14 protein-coding genes are annotated in these 23428 nt (G+C 63.7%); 9 read left to right on the top strand and 5 right to left on the bottom strand.

Annotated elements, in window-relative coordinates; translation table 11 throughout:
* Positions 1-556: 556 nt before the first annotated feature.
* Positions 557-1426, bottom strand: a complete 870-nt coding sequence (locus AB5Y91_RS06680) for a flagellin (protein ID WP_368169358.1) — start codon at positions 1424-1426, stop codon at positions 557-559.
* Between the two features lie 388 nt (positions 1427-1814).
* Between AB5Y91_RS06680 and AB5Y91_RS06675 the strand changes: the two genes are divergently transcribed.
* Together AB5Y91_RS06675 and AB5Y91_RS06670 are read left to right on the top strand one after the other, a co-directional pair.
* Entirely contained in the window at positions 1815-2447 is a 633-nt protein-coding gene (locus tag AB5Y91_RS06675) for a trimeric intracellular cation channel family protein (RefSeq protein ID WP_025326511.1), read from the top strand.
* Between the two features lie 101 nt (positions 2448-2548).
* Positions 2549-2941 carry a hypothetical protein gene (locus tag AB5Y91_RS06670; RefSeq protein ID WP_005326432.1) on the top strand — a complete coding sequence of 131 codons (393 nt, stop codon included), beginning with the start codon at positions 2549-2551 and terminating at the stop codon, positions 2939-2941.
* A gap of 73 nt (positions 2942-3014) precedes the next feature.
* Here AB5Y91_RS06670 and thiI read toward each other — a convergent pair whose 3' ends face one another.
* Positions 3015-4463 carry a tRNA uracil 4-sulfurtransferase ThiI gene (gene thiI / locus AB5Y91_RS06665; RefSeq protein ID WP_042648533.1) on the bottom strand — a complete coding sequence of 483 codons (1449 nt, stop codon included), beginning with the start codon at positions 4461-4463 and terminating at the stop codon, positions 3015-3017.
* A 175-nt stretch (positions 4464-4638) separates the two neighbouring features.
* Here thiI and AB5Y91_RS06660 point away from each other — a divergent pair, with 175 nt between their 5' ends.
* Complete coding sequence (locus tag AB5Y91_RS06660) at positions 4639-5598, top strand: hypothetical protein (protein WP_368169357.1); 960 nt, start codon at positions 4639-4641, stop codon at positions 5596-5598.
* Between the two features lie 70 nt (positions 5599-5668).
* On the opposite strand, the gene pbpC is transcribed toward AB5Y91_RS06660, so the two are convergent.
* On the bottom strand, positions 5669-7993 hold the full coding sequence (gene pbpC, locus AB5Y91_RS06655) for a penicillin-binding protein 1C (RefSeq protein ID WP_368169356.1): 2325 nt from the start codon (positions 7991-7993) through the stop codon (positions 5669-5671).
* 49 nt (positions 7994-8042) lie between these two features.
* Complete coding sequence (locus AB5Y91_RS06650; RefSeq protein ID WP_368169355.1) at positions 8043-12896, bottom strand: alpha-2-macroglobulin; 4854 nt, start codon at positions 12894-12896, stop codon at positions 8043-8045.
* A gap of 562 nt (positions 12897-13458) precedes the next feature.
* Between AB5Y91_RS06650 and AB5Y91_RS06645 the strand changes: the two genes are divergently transcribed.
* From AB5Y91_RS06645 to AB5Y91_RS06625, 5 genes are read left to right on the top strand one after another with little or no spacing between them, the layout of a single operon-like run.
* Positions 13459-14496: an AI-2E family transporter gene (locus AB5Y91_RS06645; RefSeq protein WP_368169354.1), complete on the top strand. Its 1038-nt coding sequence runs from the start codon at positions 13459-13461 to the stop codon at positions 14494-14496.
* 4 nt (positions 14497-14500) lie between these two features.
* On the top strand, positions 14501-16018 hold the full coding sequence (locus AB5Y91_RS06640; protein ID WP_368169353.1) for an efflux transporter outer membrane subunit: 1518 nt from the start codon (positions 14501-14503) through the stop codon (positions 16016-16018).
* Positions 16011-17105 carry an HlyD family secretion protein gene (locus tag AB5Y91_RS06635; RefSeq protein ID WP_111912798.1) on the top strand — a complete coding sequence of 365 codons (1095 nt, stop codon included), beginning with the start codon at positions 16011-16013 and terminating at the stop codon, positions 17103-17105. The genes AB5Y91_RS06640 and AB5Y91_RS06635 overlap by 8 nt, the downstream gene beginning before the upstream one ends.
* An 8-nt stretch (positions 17106-17113) precedes the next feature.
* On the top strand, positions 17114-18142 hold the full coding sequence (locus tag AB5Y91_RS06630) for a DUF2955 domain-containing protein (RefSeq protein ID WP_163134898.1): 1029 nt from the start codon (positions 17114-17116) through the stop codon (positions 18140-18142).
* 1 nt (position 18143) lies between these two features.
* Positions 18144-18572 carry an ion channel gene (locus tag AB5Y91_RS06625; protein WP_368169352.1) on the top strand — a complete coding sequence of 143 codons (429 nt, stop codon included), beginning with the start codon at positions 18144-18146 and terminating at the stop codon, positions 18570-18572.
* Positions 18573-18665: 93 nt separating this feature from the next.
* Here the strand turns inward: AB5Y91_RS06625 and AB5Y91_RS06620 are convergent, their stop codons facing one another.
* Positions 18666-20354: an FAD-dependent oxidoreductase gene (locus tag AB5Y91_RS06620; protein ID WP_368169351.1), complete on the bottom strand. Its 1689-nt coding sequence runs from the start codon at positions 20352-20354 to the stop codon at positions 18666-18668.
* A 134-nt stretch (positions 20355-20488) separates the two neighbouring features.
* Here AB5Y91_RS06620 and AB5Y91_RS06615 point away from each other — a divergent pair, with 134 nt between their 5' ends.
* Positions 20489-23428, top strand: coding sequence for an EAL domain-containing protein (locus tag AB5Y91_RS06615; protein ID WP_368169350.1), 2940 nt, complete (start codon positions 20489-20491; stop codon positions 23426-23428).

The following is a 23428-nucleotide window of genomic DNA, read 5'->3' as shown; positions in this document are numbered from 1 at the left end:
CCAGGGTCCCACCGTTCAGATGGACAGATTGAACGGTCTGTGCCATCTGGCGGGTCCCCTGTTTGAACAGACACAGGACCCGCAGTTGCGCAAATGTTGGTTTTCCGAACACCCCCTCGATTTGCTTCACTCTCTGTAACGGCAGTCCCATCAGAAGCTTTAAGCAATTTATTCAACCTCCCCACGCAAAAAACGGGCAACAGCCCTGTTCCAGGCGACGTGGCCGCAAAGCCCTGTCGTCACGAGATACTCCGACGCGACTCATGGATGTCTGCACAATAAAAATTGGCATGTTTTATGCTGAAGTTTATGTGTCGCCAGTTTATCGGCGCCCATAAAAAAGGCCGACAATGTCGGCCAAAGAAGAGCTTACGCTCAGGAGAACAACCTCGAGGGTGACAGAGTGAACGATCTGCGCAACACTCGAGGGGTAATACCAATAAGAGAAACTCTCTTTCGATAGGACAAGGCGTAAATCCGAACACCCCATTGTTCCATCTTGCTTACCAGGGCGGCCTGAACAACCGCCCTTTTCTTTTTCTTGCAATCAGTCAGCTTAGCCTTGCAGCAGGGAGAGCGCAGACTGCGGACGCTGGTTAGCCTGGGCCAGAATGCTGGAGGCAGCCTGTTGCAAGATATTCTGCTTGGTCATGTTGGCTGTTTCGGTGGCGAAGTCTGCATCACGGATGCGGGAACGAGCGGCCGAGACGTTTTCCGAGATATTGGACTGGTTGCGAATGGTCGAATCTAACCGGTTCTGCACCGCACCCAGCTCGGCACGCTTTCCATCCACGATTTCCAGCATAGCATCCACAGCTCCCAGCACGCTCTGAGCATTGCTCTGACTGCTGATACTAATACCTCCGGCTGTTGAGCCACTGACAAAAACCGTGGTTACAGATGCTGCTGTCGCAATACCAGAAATACTGAACCCCCCACCCTGAGTCAGGCTGAAGCTGATGGTCTGGTTGGCATCCGCACCGACCTGGAAGGTGCCGCTAAAGGAGCCATCCAACAGCTTGGTGCCCGCGAAAGTGGTCGCGCTGGAGATACGGTTGACCTCGGCCCCCAGTTGATCCACCTCTTTTTGCAGGGCTTCACGATCCTTGGCGGAGTTGGAGCCGTTGGCAGATTGTTGGGCCAGGGTACGCATACGCTGCAGCATGCCGGTCACTTCGTCCATGGCGCCTTCAGCTGTCTGCGCCAGGGAGATGCCGTCGTTGGCGTTGCGGTTGCCTTGATCCAGGCCGTTGACCTGGGAGGTCAGACGGTTGGAGATCTGCAGACCCGCCGCATCGTCCTTGGCGCTGTTGATGCGCAGGCCGGAGGCCAGACGAGTGTAGGAGGTATCCAGAGATTTGGTGCTGTTCATCATGTTACGCTGAGCGTTGAGCGATGAAACGTTGGTATTGATATACAGACTCATAATTTTTCTCCTAAGCTATTAAATTTTATCTTTAATTCACTCAGGCTTTATTTTGTTTTGTGCCTGATATGTTTAGTTAACGGCGCTGTTTGGTAAGACTTTAATTTCTTTTTTCTGCCTTCTTGGCAGTAATCGCCGCCTAACCTATATATCGGCCTCTATTTCCCAGCCTTGAGAAAAAAATCAGAATTTTTGCCACTGCGCCCCAACCGACACAAAGATTGGTGGCCAGCGCCCATGCCAGCCGGGTCTGTGCTGCCAGCCACCCGCCCTCCCCTGCCCCCAGAAACCCGCCCTGGCTCCCACTTTTGCATACCGGCATTGCTCACACGCGCCCCTTGCCCCTAAAATCGCCGCCCCATCATTTATTGGACGTGAGTTGTTCTCCATGCAGACACTGGTTGAGCAGATTGTTTACATCAGCGACATGTTTGGTACTGCGGTATTCGCGTTTTCGGGGGTATTGGTGGCAGGGCGCCTCAGAATGGACGGCTTCGGCGTCATGGTGCTGGCAGCGGTGACCGCCATCGGCGGTGGCACCATACGTGACATGATCCTGGGCGCCACCCCGGTATTCTGGGTACGCGACCCACTCTACATCTGGGTCGTCATCGCCACGGCCCTCATCGGCATGTGGATGGTCAAGTTGCCCCGCCGCATGCCCTGGTATGTGCTGCCGGTGGCGGACGCCTTCGGGTTGGCGCTCTTTACCGTGATTGGCGCCCAGAAGGCGCTCAACTTCGGCACCTCTGGGCTGATTGCTGTGCTCATGGGCACCATGACGGGGGTGGCTGGTGGCATGATCCGGGACGTGCTGGCCCGGGAAGTGCCCATGGTGCTGCAAAAGGAGATCTATGCCACCGCCTGCATCCTGGGGGGCATCCTCTATACCCTGGCGCTGGAGGTCAACATGGACAGGGTCACCGCCATGCTCATCTGCATGACGGCCGTTTTTGGCCTGCGCGTTGCCGCCATCTACTGGCACCTCTCCCTGCCGACCTTTTCGTTGCAGCGCAACTGAGCCGGGTCTGGGTGGGCGAGATCCCACCCTTGCAGGGGCAAGATTGAACCAAGCCCGCTTTTCTGTTGTCATAGAGTGGTCGTTTCAAGCCGGATTACCTCATGCAAAAACTTGGGCTCATTACCACGCTGATTCTGATGATGGTGGCAGCGGCTCATGCGGGGGCACAGGCCCTGTTCGGGCGCCTGGCATCCACCCCGGTGCAGCAGTTCAACCAGCAGATCCGTCAGGCGAGCAGCAGTCAGCAGGGCTGGGTCAACGACTATCGCGAAGTGGCTCGCCGCTTCGTGGGTCATGAAGACGTGCCCACCCGCATCCATGCCCAGCAGCTGGACAACGATCTGGTGCTCTCGGTGGCCCTCGATGGCCAGAAGAGCGACATGCTCTACATCCTGACCCTGTTTCGCAGCAACAACCTGTGGCAGATGCGTCAGGCCGAGATGGGCTGGCGCTGCCAGGGCCAGGAGACCTTTACCCCAGTCCCCTGCCCCTGATCATCACCGAAGATGTGAAATAAAAAAATCCGGCACCTTGGCCGGATTTTTTTATGGGCGCATGCACACGCTATCAGGGGCGGTACACCTTGACGTTGTCAAAGCCCTGCTCTTTCAGATAGAGCGCCTGCAACTTGCTCATCACGCCGCGATCGCAATAGAGCAGGTAGGTCTGCTCCTTGGGCAGATCGCCAAAGGCAGTCGCCAACTTGAAGAAGGGGATGTGCAGAACGTCGCGCCCTTCCACCACCAGCGGCTTCTCGTCGCGCTCATCACTGGAGCGGATGTCCAGGATGACTTCATTGGCGGCCAGCACCTGGGTGGTCTCCACCTCCTGCACCTGGGCGGCAGTCTCTTCGCCGATGCGGCGAATGTCGAGATAGCGGGCCTCGCTCACCACCTTGTCCAGGATGGCGAAGTCGAAGTTGGCCTCTTCCGCCTCGATGTTGGACAGCACTGCCTTGATGGTGGGCTTCTTGGAGATGACGCCGCAATACTCCGGCATGGTCTCTGCAAACTCCAGGGTACCGATGCGACGGGCTTCGCTGATGATGTCCGGCTTGTCCCAGGTGATGAGGGGGCGCAGGATCACCTTGTCGGTCACCCGATCGATCACGTTCAAGTTGGTGAGAGTCTGGCTGGAAACCTGGCCCACACACTCGCCGGTCACCAGGGCCTGGATCTGGAAGGTTTCCGCCACCTGGCCGGCGGCGCGCATCATCATCCGCTTGAGCACTACGCCCATCTGGCCGTTGTCGATCTTCTCGAGGATCTCGGCCACCACGGGCTCAAAGTCGATGGCGGTGAAACGCACCTTGTGGGAGGCGCCGAACTTGCTCCACAGGTAATAGGCGACCTGCTTGACCCCGATCTCGTGGGCAGCGCCACCGAGGTTGAAGAAGCAGTAGTGCACACGGCAGCCGCGCTTGATGAACTGGTAAGAGGCCACGCCGGAGTCGAAGCCGCCGGAGAGCAGGCTCAGCACGTCCTCCTGGGTCGCCATGGGGAAGCCGCCCATGCCGTGGTGGACGGCACTGATGATGTAGAGCTCGTCGTTTTCCACTTCAAGATTCACCTGGATATCCGGCTTCTTGAGGCGCACACCGGCGGTTTCGCAATGCTGGTTGAGGCCGCCACCCACATAGCGCTCCAGCTCCAGGGAGCTGAAGTCGTGCTTGCCGACGCGACGGGCACGCACGCAGAAGGTCTTGCCTTTCAGGCGATCGCCCCAGACGGCGCGGGTCTGCTCGAAGATGTCGTGCAGATCGGTAAAGTTGCTCAGCTTCACTTCGAGGAAATACTGGATGCCAGGGATACAGGCCAGGGTCTCGAGATACTGGGCGTGGAACTGATCGTTGCGGGAGCTCACTACCAGCTTGTCCCAGTCCATCCGCACGCGGGCATCTTCGTCAAAGCGGCGCAACACGTTACGGATGTTGCCCTGCAGCATCTTGGTGAAACGCTGACGCACTGACTTGCTCTTGATGGTGATTTCGGGGAACAGCTTGATAATGAACTTCATGGTGTTGACTCGGGTGGCCTTGATTTAAGGGCGCGAATTATATCAGAAGTTTGGCGCCAGCGCCTACTGGCCAGGTGACGGCAGATTTTCCCACACAATGTTTGCCGCAAGGCGGCAATCTTGCGTATATTCCCGAGCCTGCGCCTTGGCCACCGGCTTGAACACTGACGATCCGATGAAGACCTATATCTACTACCCCGGCATGGAAGTACGGGATGAACTCTGGCTCAAGTTTGCTCTGATCTATCTGGAGCGGCTAGCCTTCGTCTTCACCGTCAGCGAGAAGAGCGGCCTCACCGCCCTGCTCGATACCCTGCGCCAGCAGAGCGATCTGCTGGCCGAGCGGCCGGCACCAACCTTCTTTGCCGCCATCACCCCCCAAATCGAAAATCAGATTACCGGCCTTATCGCCCCCGATTTCGTCCGCCACAAGGTGTTTGGCAACAAGGAGCTGATCGCTCGCTGGCGCCAGCGTGCCAACCACGACTGCTTCTGCCCCGCCCAGCCGGGTCTGGAGCGGCTGCACGGTTTTTGCCTGACACACGGCTTTGCGACCCAGGACGAGGGGGGGATCAGAATGGCGCGACGCTTCGCCAACCTGCTCTCCATGCGCCTCGCCCGTGAGTGGGCGCTCGCCAATGAGGGGGCCCTCATCACGGATCACGACTACCTGGACAGGCTGCTGCACCTGCTCGAATCCCGCTACCACAACCGGGGTGGCCAGGATTGCTTCCACCTCGAAATCCCGCTGCAAGTGCCCACTCACCTCGCCGAGATCTCCTTCGATGAGCTGGTTGCCCTGCGCGGGCGCAGCGGTTTTCGCCAGCAGCTGGCAGCCTTCCACCAGGCTCTGGATGCCCTGCTCGCCATGCTGGGCAGCGGCTACGCCGACCCTGCCGTACTGGCCCGCTTCGAGCAAGCGCAGCAGGGGCTCAACCAGCTGCTGGGCCCGGAGACCCGAAGCCTGCCACTCACTACCCTTGTCAGCTGCTCATTGCCCGCCATGGCGATGATCCACAGGCTCAAGGAGAGTCACCCCGACAGCAACCTTGTCTTCCATCCCATCAAGAAGAGCCACTTTCACCAGCGCAAGAGTCAGCACTTCTTCACCCGGCTGGGTCAGGTCAAACCCTGAACCAGCGCCAGCACAGGGGCTGCCGTCAAGATATTGTCGCCCTGAACGAGGCTCCTCTGACCCTCCTGCCTCAGGAGGGGTTCTCCAGCCGAAACTCGATGCGATCGCTGTTGCCCGCCTCGTCCACCACCACCAGCTGGTAGCGCCCCGCCTCGCTCAGCACCTGATCCCCGTCCCAGCGCAGCCGTTGGCCGTTGAGAAACCAGTGCGGCTTGCCCACGCCCCCCAGCACCCTGGGTTGCAGGCGGTAGCGCTGACTGCGAATGAGGTTGCCCTCCCCCAGGGCCAGGATGCGAATGGGAGCCTGCAGATCGGCGCTTCGCCCCTCCCCCGCACACTGGCTTGCCAGCAGCGCCTGGCGGCGCTCGCCGGGTGTGCGCCAGGGTTCCAGCGAGAGCGGCCAGAGCGCCCGAACGCCTGACTGAGCCGCATCCTGGCAGCGGGCCAGGGTCGGCTTGCCTTCGGCAGTGAGCGCAACCTGGCGCAGGGGCGAGGGCCAATCCATGGGATCCGGCAGGGTCGGCGGATCCCGCGCCTCCAGCAGCCAGGCGCTCTGGCGTTGCAGGCAGGCCTCAGGCAGGGTCGCACTTGACTTGCGCCCCAGAGGCCAGCAGATCTCGGCCTCGCTCACCGTATTGGGTTGCGCCGGCAAAGGACTGTTGTCCGAGAGCCGCGAGTAAACGGAAAGCAGCAACGGCACAGCCGCGCTCTGGCCATAAAAACCCGGCAAGGGGGTACCGTCGGGACGCCCCAGCCAGACCCCTATGGTCCAGCGGCCGGAGACCCCCATGGCCCAGCTGTCCCGATAGCCGTAGCTGGTGCCCGTCTTCCAGGCGAGCCGGTTGACCCGACCGGTCGCCTCGCTGGCGAAGGGTTGATCCGCCCGCCCCTGGGCACTCAATACCTGCCAGATGATCCAGGCGGCCCCCGGGCTCAGCAAGGGGCGGGGCACCGCCTGCTGCCCCGCCAGCCAGACCGGCATCGCCACCTGCCCCTGCCGGGTGAGGGCGCTGTAGAGCGCCACCAGCTGCTCGAGCCGAATACCCGCCGCCCCCAGCGCAATGGCCGGGTTGGGCTTGTCCGAGAGCGCCAGCCGCACCCCGGCGTTGTCGAGGCGGCTGACCAGCTTGCCGGCCCCAAACGCCTCCAGCACCTGCACCGCCGGCACGTTGAGGGATTGCTGCAGCGCCTGGGTGAGGGTCACAGGCCCCTGAAAGGCACCGGTAAAATTGGCGGGTCTATAGTCGGAACCCAATCTCGGGGCATCGGAGAGCAGGGAGGCCGAGTGCACCAGCCCCTCGTCCAGGGCCAGACCGTAAATGAAAGGCTTGAGGGTGGAGCCGGGGGAGCGGATCGCCTGCACCATGTCGAGGTAGCCGTGGCGGCGCAGATTGCCATACTCGGCACTGCCCACGTAAGCGCGCACCGCCATGGTTCTGTTGTCCACCAGGAGCAAGGCGGCCGAGGTCTGCTCGGGGAAGCGGCGGATATAGCTCGCCACCCGGGCCTCCAGCCAGCGCTGCAGATCCCCGTCTATGGTGGTGTGCACCAGGGCCCCCGGCTGGCTGCCAGCCGCCAGCCGGGCAAACAGCGGCGCCTCCATAGGCGTGAAGTGACCGCGGGCCAGCACAGGCTCGATACGCCCCTCCTGCCACACCTGCTCGGGCCAGGCGCCCTGCGCCACCAGCCGCTGCATCACCTTGTCGCGAGCGGCGCGGGCACGCTCGGGGTGCCTGTCAGGCCGGTAACGGCTGGGGGCCTGGGGCAGCACAGCCAGCAGCGCCGCCTCGGCATGGGTCAGCTTGGCCGCGCTCTTGCCCAGATAGGCGAAACTCGCCGCCTGCACCCCCTCCAGATTGCCGCCAAAGGGGGCCCGGTTGAGGTAGACGGTGAGCAGAGTGCGCTTGTCGTAGTGCCACTCCAGTTGCAGCGCCCGCGCCATCTGGCGCAGCTTGCCGGGCACGCTCCTGTGGTAAGGCTCGATGAGGCGGGCCACCTGCATGGTGAGGGTCGAGCCCCCAGAGACGGCCCGCCCGTAGCGCAGCCACTGACTGATGCCGCGTACCATGGCCACCGGGTTGACCCCGGGATGGCGCCAGAAATAGCGATCCTCGTAGCCCAGCAACGCCTCTATATAGCGAGGGGAGACCTGCTCCAGGGTCACGGGGTAGCGCCACACGCCGCTGGTGTCGGCGAAGGCGCGCAGCGGCCGACCCTTCATATCGAGCACCACCCGCGCGTAGGCGGGATCCAGCGGCGGCGGCGGGAAGAGGCGATCCAGCGCCAGCAGCGACAGGAGCAGGGCAACAGCCCCCAACACCGAGAAACGCAGCCAGCGCGGCAGACGGCCCAACCAGACGAGGCAGACACGGCCACTGCGGCTAAGCCTCAGCAAACTGCGCCGCCAGAGGGTAAGCGGGCGAACCCGCTCGAGGGAGGAAAGATTACTCAGAGATGCTCACCTCGTGAATATCCTCCCCCAGGGCCCTGAGCTCAGGCCGGTACATGTCCTCCACCTGGGTCGGCGGCACCTGATAACGACCCGGCGTCACCGCCCGCATCAGGTAGACCAGCTGCTGGTTGCCCCCCGCACTCAGATCCAGCGCCGCCGTGTAGCGATCGTCACGAAACTCCTGATGCTTGAGGTAGTCGTTCCACTCACTCTGCCACGCCGGTTTCCCCTCAATCGAAAGCTCTTCCAGCTTGATGCTGTTGCCAAGGGCCGGATTCTCCAGCTCGAAACCGGCCGGCAGCATCTCCACCAGCAGGGCATCGGGCACCGCCGATTCGCTACTCACATTGAGCCGCACCACCACCAGATCGCCGACCCTTACCTTGGCCGGATCAAGCTGCTTGCCGTCACCGTTGAACCAGCTGCGGGTGACGCTCATGCCCTGGCTGACACGCGCGGGCGCCTGTTCGGGGTAGCCAATCAGTGTTCGCTGCACATAGAGCGAGCCCTTGCCCTCGTTGGTAACGGCGCTGGCTGTCAGCGCCTCCGGGGCGCCGAGCTGCACACTGGCCTCGCCGGCAAAGGGGCGCTCGCCATCGGTAGATACCAACCTGGCCTGCCAGTCGGCGGCGGGATCGACTTGCGCCAGCCGCAGCAGGGCGAGGCGCTCCTGGGTGCTGAGCCACTGGCGATGGGCCAGGGTATCGGCCACCTTGGCGCTCAGCGCTGGCCAGTGCTCCTCGGCCAGCTTGTGCTGACGAAGCAAGGAGAGCTCGAGGGCCTGGTCACGCAGGGGAGAGCCGTAATCCCCCAGATAATCCTCACCGCGCTCGGTCGCCTGCGCCCGGGCAAGGGCCTTGGCGGCGTTCTGTTCATCCCCCATGGCCGAGAGCGCCAGCGAGAGGTGGAGCAGCGGCAAACCGGAGCGGGCGTGATCGGCCTGCTGCTCCCAGATGAGGCGCAGGGTGGCGAGCGGCGCCTTACCCACCCGTGCCAGCACATAGGCGCTGTAGGCCTGATAGGCCAGCCGGCTATGCTCGGGGGCACTGCTCCAGCGCTCCCCGTACTGGCTGTCGGTCAGATAACTCTGCAGCCGGTTCAACGCCTGACTCAGCATGGCCTCCGGCACGGCATCCCCCGCCTCCTTGCGGGCCAGCAGATAGTCGGCGGCATAGGCGGTGAGCCACGGCTCCTCGTCGGAGCGCCCATCCCAGAGGCCAAAACCGCCGCTCGGCAGTTGCAGCCGCTGCAAGCGTTGCAGCAGGGCGCGCTGCAGATCCGCCTCGCTCACCGGCTTGCTCCCCTCTGCAGGTTTGGCCCAGGCGGCACGCTCATCCGCCGTGGTCAGCAAGTAAGGCCAGGCGCGCGACAGGGTCTGCTCCAGGCAGGCATAGGGGTAATCGGCCAGCGCCAGCCACTGGGCGGCCGGATCCCAGGGGGGCGTGCCGGAGAGGCTGAGCAGCCCCTGCAGGTTGGTGCTATCCAGCCCGGCCAGCTCGCCCGGTGCAAAGCTCATCTGCTGACCCGGGGCCAGCATCTGGTAGCGCTGGCGAGTCTCGGCAGGCCAGGGGGAGCGCAGCGGCAGCGACCAGTCGCGGCTGATGGCAAAGCCCTTGCCGCTCGCCGCCAACTGCAGGCTTGCCACGCCGCTGGCGCCTGTCACTGTGAGCGGCAGGGTCAGCCACTGCTCCTCGCCGTTTTTAAGGGAAAGGATGCTGGGCAGCTCGCCGTTTGCCTTGAGCCCGCCATTGAGGGTCCATTCAAGCGAAAGATTCTGATCTTCGCCGCTCATGTTACGCAACTGCACCAGGGCCCGGGTCTGATCCCCGCGAGCGCCAAAGCGTGGCCAGCCAATTTCGGCCACCAGGGGCGCCACCACCTTGACGGCGCGCTCGGCCTCCCCCACCTGCTGCTCGTTCCAGGCCAGTGCCATCAGCGCCAGCTCGCCGTTGAAGTTGGGCAGATCCAGCGGTATCACCGCCTTGCCCTGCTCGTCGAAACTCACCTCGCCACTCCAGAGCGCAGCGACCTCGACCCGGCTCTCCAGTGCGCCCCCCTTCTTCAGGGCCGGGGCATCACCGCCGTAGTTGAGACGAGCCAGCTTGCCGTCCTGGGGCGGGATCACCTGACCGTAGTTGTCGAACAAGTCTTGTGCGAAGCGCTTGCGACCGAAGAAGATCTCGAACGGGTCGAGTGGCTTGTAGTCGCTGATGTTGAGCACGCCCCTGTCCACCGCCGCCAGCACCACCCGCCCCTGACTGTTGGGGGTGGAGGTAGCGGTCACTTCGAGCCGGGTGAGCGGCACGGCTTTATCAGGCGCGCTCAGGGTGAGCGGCAGGCGGCGAGCCTCTCTGTCCAGCGTCAGCGGCACCAGGCCGACCGAACGCAGGCTTTGAATGCCCTTGCTGCTCACCGGCTTTGACTCGCTGTCGGGGGCGGCGATCTGCGCCGAAATATGCAGATCATGACGTTGCCACTCGGGGCTGATGGGGATCGCGAACTCGCCACGCCCTTCCCCCTGCCCGGCGCCTTCGGCGTTCAGTTCGATGCGCTGCCACCAGCGCAGGCCGTCGCCATCTTCCACCAGCAGCAACCCCTTGCCCGCACGGGGAGCGACCAGGGTTACTTTCGCCTTGTCTCCGGCCTGATAGGCGCGCTTGTCGAGGGTGATGGCAATCTTGTCGGGCCGCGCCTGCTCGCCACCGCCGCCCCAGGCGTAGCTGCCGATCTCGAACCGCAGGCTGGATTGATGGCCCTGGCTGTTCTCCACCTCGAGGCGATACCAGCCGGCCGCAAGCGGCAGGCTGAGGGCGGTCGGCCCCTTGCCGTCCAGCTGCAGTGTCTGCTCCTGCTCCAGATAGGGCTGGCTGTTGAACTCGTACTTCCACCCCTCGCCGTCGGCGTAGTGCCAGTAGTAGTCGCGGTACTCGTTGACCAGGCGCACCTTCACCTCGCCCGCCACTGGCTGGCCCTGGTCGTCGAGGTTGAGGATCTGGAAGGGCAGCGGTTTGCCCCCCTCTACCCGCTCTGCCACGAAATCGGCCCTGAGGGCGGGCCACTGGCTGCCGGCGGGCCAGCCGTACTGGGTGCGGCTGCGATTGACGGCGCGGCCACCGGGCTCGGAGAGCGACACCCGGTAGGCCACCTCCAGCGGTCCGAGGCCGCGCACGCCATCCAGCTCATCCGCCAGCGAAAAAGTCCCCTGCCCCTGTTCGTTCAAGGTGATATTGAGGGGCTCCGGCTCTTTGGCCTGCTCGGCGAGCAGCACGTCCCCTAAGGTAAACTCCTGCCACTGGGTGAAGGGCATGGTGGCGCGGCTTATCTTCACCTCCGCCTTCGCCTTGGTACTGCTCGCCGGGGCACCATAGAGGTAGTCCCCCTGCAGCGGCAGGGTGAGGGCGGCTTCCGGGCTCTGCAATTCCCCATCCGGCCCCTTGCCGAGCTGCAGTTTCAGCCGCTCGGGCAGGAACTCCTCCACCAGGAAGGGCCACTCGAAGCGGCTGCCCGCCGATGTCTTGAGGGTGATGGTCCAGCGTCCCAGGGGCGCATCCTGCGGCAGGCGCAGGCCGTAGTGGGCGGCGCCCAGGGGGTCAGGCAGCAGCCGTTTCTGCTCCAGCAGCTGACCGTCCGGCTGCTTCACCTCCAGCTCCACCGCCATGCCGGGCAACAGCTGGCCATCCTGCCCCTTGAGCAGGATCTCGCTGTCGAGCCGCTCGCCGGGGCGGTAGAGATCTCGCCCGCTGAACAGATAAAGCTGCTGGGCCTGCCAGGGCTGGGTGCCCAGATCGAAGGTGGAGAGATCAAGCGCCGCGCCATCGAGGCGCAGTACCGCCAGATGCTTGCCCTGCTCGGCCAGCAGCAGGCGGGCCCCCTGCACCTGCTCGAAACGCCGGTGACCGCGCGGATCTGTCTGCTGCACCTGCAGCCGGTTGCCCTTCTCGTCGAGCAGGGAGAGTTGCACCTTCTTGAGGGGGTCGGCGGTTGCCAGGGAGCTGACGAACACCTCCAGTCGATCCCGGTAGCGGCGGGCACTGAGCCCCATGTCGCTCACCGCGAAATAGGTGGTCTCCTTGCGCCAGTCGTAGTTGCCAAGGGGCGACATCACCGCAAAATAGACCCCGGCCTCGGCCAGTTGCGGCTCCTTCACATTGATGAGGTGGGTCTCGCGCCGGTTGGCATCGAGCGCCAGGGCATAGCGGCCGCTGAACACCCGCTTGGCACGCTGGGTGACCTGCTCCAGATCCCAGTTGCCCATGCCGGCGCCGGGGCGATACTCGGCCAGGAAGCGCGGCAGATACTCGGCATCGATCCGGAAGAAGTCGATGTTGACCTCGTCCACGTTGACCGCGCTGATGGGCAGGCGCAGCTCCTCGCGCAGGGGCAATACCATGCCGCTGGAGGTAAAGGAGGCCCCCGCCTCCAGCGGTCGGGTCTTGAGGGTCCAGCGCTGGGGAGATGGGCCCAGCCCCGCCTTGAGACTCACCTCATAGCTCTTGTCGGGCTGGACATTCGGGAAATAGAGGGTGCGGCCATCTTCGGCCAGGATCCACTCCCCCTGCACCTGCTTGCCCCCCTCGCTGACCGAAAGCCAGCTCTGCCAGTTCGCCTTGGGCGTCAGGGGGCCGGAGAAGACCAGTGCCAGCGCCGGGGCATCCCGATACTGGCGGGCATTGGCCTGCACCACAGAACTTGGCGCTCCCGCCTCCTGCTGCGCCCCGGTTGAGGGAGATGCGGGCGCCGGGGTGTCCGGGCCGCAGCCTGCCAGCAGCAGAGCCCCCACCCCCGCCAATAGCGAAGCCAGTAAGCGAGGGACGCGAGACACAGGAGAGGGCTTGAGGAGACGCATAGGTTTGATCCCGGGTTGAGTCGCCGCCAGCGCAGCGCAGGAGCCAATAGGATAAAACGTCGCCCCCATTAACACAAAGCTCAGTGCGGCGGACACATCATCCACGGCATTCCGTTACTGACAGCAGAAATAGCTATTAATGAGCCAGTAAATAATATTTCCCATTCGAAACTCTTTTTTAGGCAGTTATTTTATACAGGTAAACTCCTCCCCGTTTTCTGAACCCAAGCTAGACTGGGGGCAACAGTTCCCTTGTGTGGTATAGGAATACTCTTTATTCTCTGGCACCGCTGAAGTTGTAGAAGCAATCAGCCTAATATCAAGCAGTTAAATATTTTTTAAACATTGAGTTCCTGTGCCATAAATTAAATGCAGGCAAGGTCAGAGTGCCCCCCACACGCTGAACTCAGTGTTCTTTATCACTACACACCCTATGCCTGCTGGCCCGACACCTGTGTTGGGCCAGCATGGTTGTGTGCTCATCCCCCGTCGGAGTCATACCAGAATGGAAAATAATGATCTGTCCATAGTCGAAAAAAGGTTGGTTGCCAGATTCCTGGATATGTTCATCAAGTTTGGCCTTATCCTGGCACTGGGCTCTTTCTGCTTCACCGTGTTCTCCCCCTTCATGAACATGATGTTGTGGGCCCTGATCCTGGCCGTCACCCTCTATCCCCTCCACCAGCGCTTTGCCGCGCGCCTGGGCGGGAAACAGGGCAAGGCCTCTACCCTGCTGGTCTTGCTGGGGGTGTTGCTCATCGTGGCCCCTACCGTTGTCATGGTCAGCTCCCTGGGTGACAGCGTCAGCTCCCTGGTCGACAAGGTGAACAACAACACCCTGGTGATCCCGGCGCCCTCCGCCGACATCGCCGACATCCCCCTGGTGGGCGCCAAGCTCCATGCCGTCTGGCTGAAGGCCTCGGTGGATCTGCCCAGCCTCATCGTCAGCTACAAACCGCAGCTCGGGGATCTGGCCAAGAAGGTCGTCGGCATCCTGACCAGCATGGGGGGGGGCTTGCTCGGCTTCGTCTTCTCCTTCATCGTGGCCGGCATCATGATGGCCTGGGGCGCACCGGGAGCTGCGAGCGCCGATCGCATCGCCATGCGCATCACGGACGAACGCAAGGGGCTGGCGCTGACCAAGCTGTGCACCAGCACCATACGTGCCGTCGCTCAAGGGGTCATCGGGGTCGCCTTTATCCAGGCGCTGCTGGCGGGCATCGTCATGATGCTGGCAGGGATCCCGGCCGTCGGCATCTTCTTCGTCCTGGCGCTGATCCTCGGCATCGCCCAGGTGCCAGTGATCCTGGTGACGGCTCCCGCCATCGCCTACATGTGGAGCACGGGTGATCACGGCACCCTGGTGAACATCATCTACAGCGTCCTGCTGATAGTCGCCGGCATGGCCGACAACGTCCTCAAACCGCTGCTGCTGGGTCGCGGTGTCGATGCTCCCATGCCGGTGGTGCTGCTGGGCGCCCTTGGCGGCATGGCTGCCAGTGGCATCCTCGGCATGTTCATCGGCGCCACCCTGCTCTCCATCGGCTATCGCATCTTCATGGCCTGGGTCAACGAAGGTCTGGCTTCTGCGGATAAATAACTCCATGGCCGTCCAACGTCACACCATGCGCCCCCTGTTCACGGGGGGCGCGTGCCTGTTATTGAGTGCCTGCACAGTGCTAGGCCCCGACTATCAGGCTCCCAGAGTCGAAGAGATGGCCAGCTGGCACAGCGCCAGCGAGGGTCAGCAGGCGAGCGCAACCGCCGACTATCGCCAATGGTGGAACCGGCTAAACGATCCCGTGCTGAGTGCCCTGGTCGAGGAAGCGCTGCGAAAGAATCCGGACGTGCGGATCGCCGGCTTGCGGATCCTCGAGGCCCAGGCCCAGCTCGGCATCGCCGAGAGCCTGCTCGGCCCCCAGGCCACCGTGGGCACGGGCGAGCTGCTGCAAGCCGGACAGACCCGTAACGGCCACAGCAGCGCCGGCAGCAGCTATGGCGCCGGGTTCAATCTCGGCTGGGAACTCGACTTCTGGGGCAAGTTCGAACGCGGCATCGAAGCGGCGGATGCCAACTACTTCGCCACCCTGGCCCAGTATGATGACATCCAGGTGCTGATGGCCGCCCAGGTGGCCCAGCTCTATGTGAGCATCCGCACCCTGGAAGCCAGACTCCACATCGCACGGGAGAATGCCCGCATCCAGCGGCGCAGCCTGGAGATCACCGAACGGCTGTTCAAGAGCGGCAACAGCGCCGAGCTGGACGTGCAGCAGGCCAAGACCCAGTACCTGGGCACCCTGTCCGGCATTCCGCAACTCGAGACCAGCCTGCGCCAGAGCCAGAATGCCCTCTCGACCCTGATTGCCAGACCCCCGGGCCCCCTGCCCGAGATGGGCACCAACACCGGCAAGATCCCCCAGGGTGAGCTGGCCCTGGTCACCGAGATGCCGGCCGATCTGCTGCGCCGGCGTCCCGACGTGCGGGTCGCGGAGCGGCAACTGGCCGCCCAGTCGGCCCTGATCGGCGTGGCCGAGAGCGAGCTCTACCCGTCCATCACCCTGCTCGGCACCCTGGGGGTCAACGCCACCAATGGGGAGAGCGGCACCTTCTCCTGGGCCGTCGGCCCCTCGCTCAGCTGGAACCTGCTCGATCAGGGACGGCTCGGCAACCAGATCCTGGTGCAGGACGCCCGCTTCCAGCAGCTGCACGAACGCTATCGCGACAGCGTGTTCAAGGCGGCCCGCGAGGTGGATGACGCGGCCGTGGCCTACGCCAACGGCCAGGACGAGATCGCCCTACTGACCCAGACCGGCGAGGCCGCCCGTCGCTCCCTCGAGATCGCCAACACCCAGTATCGCGAGGGGATGGCGGACTTCCAGCGGGTCCTCGACTCCCAGCGCGCCCTGTTCAACCAGCAGGAGCGCCTAGTCAACAGCCGTGGCGCCCGGATGCGCGACCTTATCACGCTCTACAAGGCACTGGGTGGCGGTTGGGAACAGGGGCGTGAACGCCCCCTGGTGACCCCCGAGGTGGAGGCCCAGCTGCGCACGCGCGCCGACTGGGCTCCCCTGCTCGACGCAACCCACTCCCCCATGACACAGAAGGCAAGCTCCCATGACTGACAGCACTGCATCTCCCGGCCAGGCCAGCCGCCGCGCCACCCTAGGGCTGCTGGCTGCAATCCTCCTCCTGCTCATCTGGTATCTGCTGGCGGACAGGCTGACCCCATACAGCTCCCAGGCCCGGGTGCAGGCCTTCGTGGTCCCCGTCGCCGCCGAGGTGTCGGGCCAGATCAAGCGGGTCTATGTCCACGACAATCAGGACGTGGACGCAGGCTCCCCCCTGTTCGAGATAGACCCCGAGCCCTATGACATCGCCCTGGCCAAGGCCAACTCCGACTACCAGACGGTCTTGAGTGGCGTCAAGGCGAACACCGAAGGGGTCAAGGCGGCCGAGGCCTCCCTGATGGCCATGCGCGCCGCCTATGACAACGCGGCCAAGGATGCGGAGCGCCAGGAGCGGCTCTATCGCGAGGATCCGGGTGCCATCTCGGTGCGTCGCCTCGAGGTGGCCCAAGCCACCCGCGAGACGGCCAGGAGCCAGGTGGCGGCAGCTGAAGCCGACGTCCGCCGCGCCATCGAAGCCGCCGGGGCGAGCGGCGATGACAACTCCCAGCTGCTCAGCGCCCGCTCGGCTGTCCACAAGGCGCAGCTGGATCGCCAGAACACCCGAGTGGTGGCGCCGGGTCGCGGCCTCATCACGGATCTCAGTACGGATGCCGGCCAGTTCATCGGGGCCGGCGCACCGGCCATGACACTGATCGCCATCCATGACGTCTGGGTATCGGCGGATCTGACGGAGAACAATCTGGGCAACGTCCGGCCAGGGGACAAGGTCACCATCTTGCTCGACAGCTTGCCCGGACAGCTGTTCAAGGGGGAGATCCGCAGCGTCGGCTACGGGGTGGGCGATGGCAAGAGCCAGCCCGCCGGTGCCCTGCCCACGGTGGACAACAACCGCGACTGGCTGCGTCAGGCACAGCGTTTCCCGGTCAAAATCGCCTTCCAGAGTGATGACTTTCCGCCAGTCGAGGCGCTGCGGGTCGGCGGCCAGGCCGATGTGCTGGTCTACACCGGCGAGAGCGGGGTGATGCACTTCCTGGGGGCGCTCTATATCCGGCTGATGAGCCTCTTCTCCTTCCTCTATTGAGGCGCCATATGCATAACGCCGACAGGGCTGTACTGCGCATTGGCACGGGCATCGGGCTCGCGGCGGGGATCTGTTACGGATTGGCCCTGCCCATGCCCCACCTCGGCGTCATCATGGCCTGGGTGGTGCTGTGCCGCCCCGGGGAGGCGCTCGGCCTGAAGAAGGGGCTGGCAGGGGGACTCCTGCTGCTGGGGATCATGGCCGCCGGGGTGCTGCTGGTCCCCCTGCTGACCCACTATGCCCTGGCGGCCGTGCTGCTCATCGGCCTGCTGCTCTACCTGCTGATGCAGCAGTCGATGGCCGGCAAGGGGGCCGCCGCCATGCTGCTCATCATGGCCATTACGGTGATCCCGGTGGCCGGGCTCATCGAGCAGTCCCTTGCCATCGCCATCGCCCAGATGATGGGGCTGGGGATCCTGATAGGTACCCTGGTCAACCGCATGGCTCACGCGCTCTTCCCTCCCCTGCCGGTGGCGGGAGCGGCGGCAAGGCCCGTGCCATTGCCCCCCGAACATCCCAAACGGCTGGCGCTGCGCGCCGTCGCCATAGTGCTGCCGGTGTGGCTGCTGGCCCTCGGCAACCCGGCGTTCTACATTCCGGCGGTGATGAAGACGGTGGCGCTGGCCCAGCAGAGCACCTCCCTCAACGCCAGACAGGCGGGCCAGGAGCTGGTGCTCTCGACCCTGATGGGCGCCCTGCTGGCCTGCGCACTCTGGCTGGGGCTCAGCCTCTGGCCCTCGCTCTTGATGCTGGTGCTGATGCTGGCCCTGATGACCCTCTGGCTGGCGCGACGTCTGATCCGGCTGGTGGCGAGCCGCTGCTCGCCGTCGTTCTGGAGCAACGCCTGGATCACGGCGCTCATCCTGTTTGGCCCGGCCATAGAGGACAGCGCCACCGGCAAGGATGTGTGGTTGGCGGCCGCCATGCGTTGTGGCCTCTATCTGGTGGTGGCCGGCTATGGCTGGCTGTGTATCTTGCTGCTCGAGCAGTGGTGGCCGGTCGGCCGCCCACTGGCAGAAGCCAAGTTAGGAGACTGACATGTTTCTCATATTTATGGTCGGCATCCCGGTGATCCTGATCAACATGCTGTTGCAATCCCTGGTATCCGTCTGGTGCATCCGCTTCTACATCAAGCGGTTCGGCAAGCGCGAGGGGGTGCTGGCCGGCATGCTGGCGCTGTTTGGCATCATCACCCTGATGATGCTGGGCAACCTGGCCCAGATCGGCGTCTGGGGCGGGCTCTTCCTGTGGCTCGGGGAGTTCGACACCCTGCAGGAGGCCGTCTACCACTCCGGGGTCAACTTCGCCACCCTGGGCTATGGCGACATCGTCATGAGCCCGCAGTGGAAGCTGCTCGGCCCCCTCGAGGCGGTCAACGGCGCCCTGATGATAGGCCTCTCCGGCGCCTCCATGCTGGCGGTCTTGCAGCACCACATTCGCAAGCAGCTCAATGACGGCGCCCCCTGATCGGGCTGTGCTCATGGTGTAAAAATGGGCCACTCCATGGAGTGGCCCATTTTCATGCAAAGCAGTCAATTGGGCCATTTCGGCCGGGCAGGCCTATTCGGCGATGGCCAGTTGCCAGGTCTTGAAGCCACCGGAGAGGTTCTTCACCTTGAAGCCGTGCTGGCTCAGCAGGCGACAGGCCACATGGCCGCGCAGGCCCACCTGACAGCTGATGAGCAGCTCTTTATCCTTGGGCAGCTCATCGAGACGACCGCGCAGCTCGTCGAGGGGAATATGCAGGGCCCCCGGTATGCGCCCCAGCTTGTCGAGCTCGGGGGCGTTGCGCACATCCACCACCAGCTGGTGCGGGTTGCGGGCCTGTACCTCGGCCGCGTGGCAGAGGATGGTATCCCCCTTCAAGTGGTTGCTCGCCACGAAGCCCGCCATGTTGATCGCATCCTTGGCCGAGCCGAACGCCGGCGCATAGGTGAGCTCCAGATCCTGCAAGTCAAAGACGGTGAGCCCGGCACGCTGGGCCACCGCCAGCACGTCTATGCGCTTGTCGACCCCATCCTTGCCGATGGCCTGGGCGCCATAAATCTTGCCATCGGGAGCAAACAGCAGCTTGAGGCTGACCGGGTGGGCACCGGGGTAGTAACCGGCGTGGCTGCCCGGGTGGACATAAACCTTCTCGAACGGCAGACCCAGTTGCACCAGTCGCTTCTCGTTCAGCCCCGTGCTCGCCACCGCCAGATCGAACAGCTTGCAGATGGCGGTGCCCTGGGTCTTCTTGTAGGTTTCCGCACGGCCCAGCATGTTGTCGGCGGCGATGCGTCCCTGCCGGTTGGCAGGACCCGCCAGCGGGATCAGCACAGATTCGCCGGTGACGAAATCGGTCTCCTCCACCGCATCCCCCACTGCAAAGATGAAGGGATCCGAGGTATGCATGCCGGCATCGACCTTGATGCCGCCGCGCGGCCCCAATTCCAGCCCCGCCTTGGCGGCGAGCAGGGTTTCGGGCTTGACGCCGATAGCGAGGATCAGCATACCGGTGTCGAGATGGGTGCCGTCATTGAGGGTCAGACGCAGGCCGCCGCTGTTGGCGGTGGGCACGGCTGCCGTCTTCTCGGCGGGCAGATCCAGACTCTCGATGGCTGATAGACCGGTGCGCAGACGCAGATCGATCCCCTCTTCCCGGATGCGGGCATGGAGCATGTTGGCCATCTCCTTGTCCACCGGCGCCATCACCTGATCGGCCAGCTCCAGCAGGGTGACATCCAGCTTGCGCTGATGCAGCGCCTCCATCATCTCCAGCCCGATAAATCCCCCGCCCACCACGGTGACATGGCGCGGATTGTCGTGGCGCAGGGCCGCCAGAATGCGATCCATGTCGGGGATGTTGCGCAGGGTGTGCACGCCCGGGCTGTCGATGCCGGGGAAGGGAGGACGGATAGGCGCCGCCCCCGGGCTCAGCAGCAGCACATCGTAGGGCTCGCGCCGCTCCTCGCCGGTTTGCAGGTTGCGCACCAGCAGACTCTTGCTCGCCTTGTCTATCTCGATCACCTCGTGGAAGACCCGCACATCGACGTTGAAACGGCGCTTGAAGCTCTGGGGCGTCTGCAGCAGCAAGGCATCCCGATTGGGGATATCCCCTCCGATGTGATAGGGCAGACCGCAGTTGGCGAAGCTGACAAACTCGCCCCGCTCGAACATCACTATCTCAGCCTCTTCGCTCAAACGACGGGCGCGGGCCGCCGCCGACGCGCCCCCGGCGACACCACCCACAATCAGGATCCGTTTCATCTACAAGACTCCACTCAACGAGAAATTGACATTAAATTAGAGCAATCTAATTTAGGTTTCAATGAAATTTTGTTTGCCGCGGATTTGCAGTATTCTTGCCCTCCGACAATTGCTCAACAGGATAGTGTCAGTTCATGTCGTCTACCGCGCTCAGTCATCTCCCGACAGCCAGCCAGGCCCCCCTGTTCTTTCGCCTGGATACCCGTAGTCAACGGCTGGTCGCCCTGACCGATGTGATGCAGACCCCGCTCCACTGGCTCGATGAGCCCCGCAGCGCCTGGCCGGCCCAGTTGCCGGATGCCCTGCGCCAGCCCATAGAGCAGCGGCTCGCCAGCGGCAAGGGGGGCAAGCTGCTGCTGCGCTTTGCCGCCCAGCAGTGGCATATCTCCCTCTCCCATGAGCAGGACGCCTTCTGGCTCATCTGCCTGCAGACCCAACCCCAGGAGAGTGCGGCCAGCTTGTCGCTGCAACTGCCGCGCCTGAGCCAGATGGCCAGCCAGCAGCAGTATGCCCCCATGCTGGAGAGCCTCAGGGAGTGCCTGGGGGCCGATCGCCTGATCCTCTGGCACTACCAGGCCAATGGCCCCCTCGGCAGCGAGCAGCTGACCCCTGTCTTCACCCTGAATGCGGATTCTGTCGGTGCCATTCGCGGTGACAGTCGCTACATCCGGGCCTTGCGTACCCGGGGTGCCCTGAGCTTCTCGGAGGCCGCCCACCAACCCATGCTGAGCCAGCACTATTATCTGGCCAATGCCAATGTCAGCTCCCGCCTGGACGGCGCCCTGCTGGAGCAGGAGAAGCTCATCGGCGTGCTCAGCCTCGAATACGCCGAGACGACCCTGATAGGCGAAGAGACGCTGCAGCTGGTGCGCCACTGCGCCCAGTTGCTGGGCCACTGGCAGCCCGAACTCGAGGTGGCCGAGGCCTCCCCCTTCACCCTGCCAAGCGGGCTCAGTTGCAAGACCGGCAATGAGTATTGCCGCGCCCTGGTGCGCTGGGCCATGACGGCGAGCGGCGCCCGCATCGGCTGGCTCGGAGAGTTTCAGCTGCGTGGCCAGGATCTCTGGCTCATTCCCCGCTGCGTACTGGAAGGAGAGACCTTCTCCGCGGTCAAGCCCATGCGGATGGAGATAGGCCCGGGCCGGGAGATCTTCCAGCACGGCCAGAGCCTCTATGTGGAAGACCTGCCCCTGCGCTATCCCCAGGCCACCCAGCTGCTGGCCCTCAACGCCAAGGCCTACATCGGCATTCCCCTCCAGGGCCAGGGCGGCGTCCCCCTGGGTCAGATCACCCTGCTGCTCGACGGGCCGCTGGCCGACCCCATTCCCCTGCTCGATGCCCTCTACGAGCAGCGTGAGCGTGCCGCCATCGAACTGCAGCGCCTCGCCAACGACGATGCCCTGCGCCTGGCCGAAGTGGCCTTCAACACCCACGACGGTCTGCTGGTGATGGATCACGGCGGCATCATCCTCAAGGTCAACAACTCCTTCAGCCGCATCACAGGGTTCGGGGATGACGAGATGCTCGGTCAGCATATCGAGGCCCTGAGGCCCACCTACTATGGCGACAGCCTCAAGCAGGAGGTCATTGCCGCCGTCGATAAGCAGGGATACTGGCTCGGCGAGGAGCAGTGCCTGCACAAGGAAGGCCATCTCTTCCCGGTGCGACTGATGGTGAGCGGCGTCAAGGATGAGGAGGACGAGATCAGCCACTTCGTCTGCAGCTTCCACGACATCACCCAGGAGAGGGAGGCGGCCCGCCACATAGAGCGGCTCGCCTATTACGACGATCTGTGCGACCTCTACAACAGGCGCAGCCTGAACGACATCATGCAGCGCACCCTGCAAAGCCCGAACGGGCAATGGGGGGCATTGCTGCTGCTGGATCTCGACAACTTCAAGTCGATCAACGACTCCCTCGGCCACGCCTGCGGCGATCTGCTGCTCCAGGCCGTGGTGGTGCGGCTCAAGTCCCTGCCCCAGGAGAACCTGGTGCTGGCCCGCACCTCGGGAGACGAGTTCGCCCTGCTGTTCACGGCGCTGGGCCAGGGCTATGTCACCGCCAAGATACTGGCGGAGCACTTCGCCCGCGAGCTGATGAGCATTTTCCGGCTCCCCTTCGACATCGGCGATCACAAGCTGCACTGCAGCGCCTCCGTGGGGATCAGCCTGTTCAGCGACGATGACAAGGATCACCTGATCCTGATGCAGCAGGCCGATACCGCCGTCCACATGGCCAAACGGGCCGGCCAGGGCAACCACATCTTCTTCAGCGAGGCCATGGCGGAGAAGGAGAAGAGCAAGCTCTCCCTCAACAACCAGCTGCGCGATGCCCTGCGCAACAACGAGCTGGTGCTGCACTATCAACCCCAGTACAGGGTCGACAACGGCAGTCTCTCCGGCGTGGAGGCCCTGCTGCGCTGGCAGAAGATGGACGGCACCATGATCCCCCCCGGGGATTTCATTCCCATCGCCGAAGAGACCACCCTGATCCAGGAGATAGGCTACTGGGTGATGAAGACCGCCTGCGCCCAGTACAGCTTCTGGCTCAACAACGGCCTCGCCATCCCCCATCTGTCGGTCAACGTCAGCGCCCGCCAGTTCCACACCGCCGGCTTCGTGCAGCAGGTGGAGTACGTGCTGCGCGATACCGGGGTTCCGCCGTCGCGCCTGCTGCTGGAGGTCACCGAGTCCGTGGTGCTGGAGAACCGGCTGGACAGCATCGCCAAGATCCGCCAGCTCAAGGGGCTGGGCATCCTCATCTCCATCGATGACTTCGGTACCGGGTACTCTTCTCTCGCCTATTTGCGCGATCTGCCCGCCGATGAGGTCAAACTGGATAGGAGCTTCATCCAGACGCTGGTACACAGCGAGCAGGACAAGGCCATCGTCAAGGCCATCCTGGATCTCGCCAAGGTGTTTCGCTTCACGGTGACCGCCGAAGGGGTGGAGGACGAGGAGCAGCTGGCCGTGCTCAAGGCCCTGGGATGCCAGCACTACCAAGGCTTCCTGACCAGCCGCCCGCTCCCCGTCAAGGCACTGGAGAGTCTGCTGGGTGCCACCCCGGCAGGCTAA

The organism is Aeromonas sp. R4-3 (assembly GCF_040908275.1).
Taxonomy (GTDB): domain Bacteria; phylum Pseudomonadota; class Gammaproteobacteria; order Enterobacterales; family Aeromonadaceae; genus Aeromonas; species Aeromonas rivipollensis.
The sequence above is the reverse complement of the archived record's forward strand: the minus strand, read 5'-3'. Positions and strand labels throughout refer to the sequence as shown.

Excerpts from the sequence above, each read along its gene's own strand:
- AB5Y91_RS06680 (WP_368169358.1), bottom strand. The coding sequence starts at position 1,426 with ATGAGTCTGTATATCAATACCAACGTTTCATCGCTCAACGCTCAGCGT.
- AB5Y91_RS06675 (WP_025326511.1), top strand. The coding sequence starts at position 1,815 with ATGCAGACACTGGTTGAGCAGATTGTTTACATCAGCGACATGTTTGGT.
- AB5Y91_RS06670 (WP_005326432.1), top strand. The coding sequence starts at position 2,549 with ATGCAAAAACTTGGGCTCATTACCACGCTGATTCTGATGATGGTGGCA.
- thiI (WP_042648533.1), bottom strand. The coding sequence starts at position 4,463 with ATGAAGTTCATTATCAAGCTGTTCCCCGAAATCACCATCAAGAGCAAG.
- AB5Y91_RS06660 (WP_368169357.1), top strand. The coding sequence starts at position 4,639 with ATGAAGACCTATATCTACTACCCCGGCATGGAAGTACGGGATGAACTC.
- AB5Y91_RS06650 (WP_368169355.1), bottom strand. The coding sequence starts at position 12,896 with ATGCGTCTCCTCAAGCCCTCTCCTGTGTCTCGCGTCCCTCGCTTACTG.
- AB5Y91_RS06645 (WP_368169354.1), top strand. The coding sequence starts at position 13,459 with ATGTTCATCAAGTTTGGCCTTATCCTGGCACTGGGCTCTTTCTGCTTC.
- AB5Y91_RS06640 (WP_368169353.1), top strand. The coding sequence starts at position 14,501 with ATGGCCGTCCAACGTCACACCATGCGCCCCCTGTTCACGGGGGGCGCG.
- AB5Y91_RS06635 (WP_111912798.1), top strand. The coding sequence starts at position 16,011 with ATGACTGACAGCACTGCATCTCCCGGCCAGGCCAGCCGCCGCGCCACC.
- AB5Y91_RS06630 (WP_163134898.1), top strand. The coding sequence starts at position 17,114 with ATGCATAACGCCGACAGGGCTGTACTGCGCATTGGCACGGGCATCGGG.
- AB5Y91_RS06625 (WP_368169352.1), top strand. The coding sequence starts at position 18,144 with ATGTTTCTCATATTTATGGTCGGCATCCCGGTGATCCTGATCAACATG.
- AB5Y91_RS06620 (WP_368169351.1), bottom strand. The coding sequence starts at position 20,354 with ATGAAACGGATCCTGATTGTGGGTGGTGTCGCCGGGGGCGCGTCGGCG.
- AB5Y91_RS06615 (WP_368169350.1), top strand. The coding sequence starts at position 20,489 with ATGTCGTCTACCGCGCTCAGTCATCTCCCGACAGCCAGCCAGGCCCCC.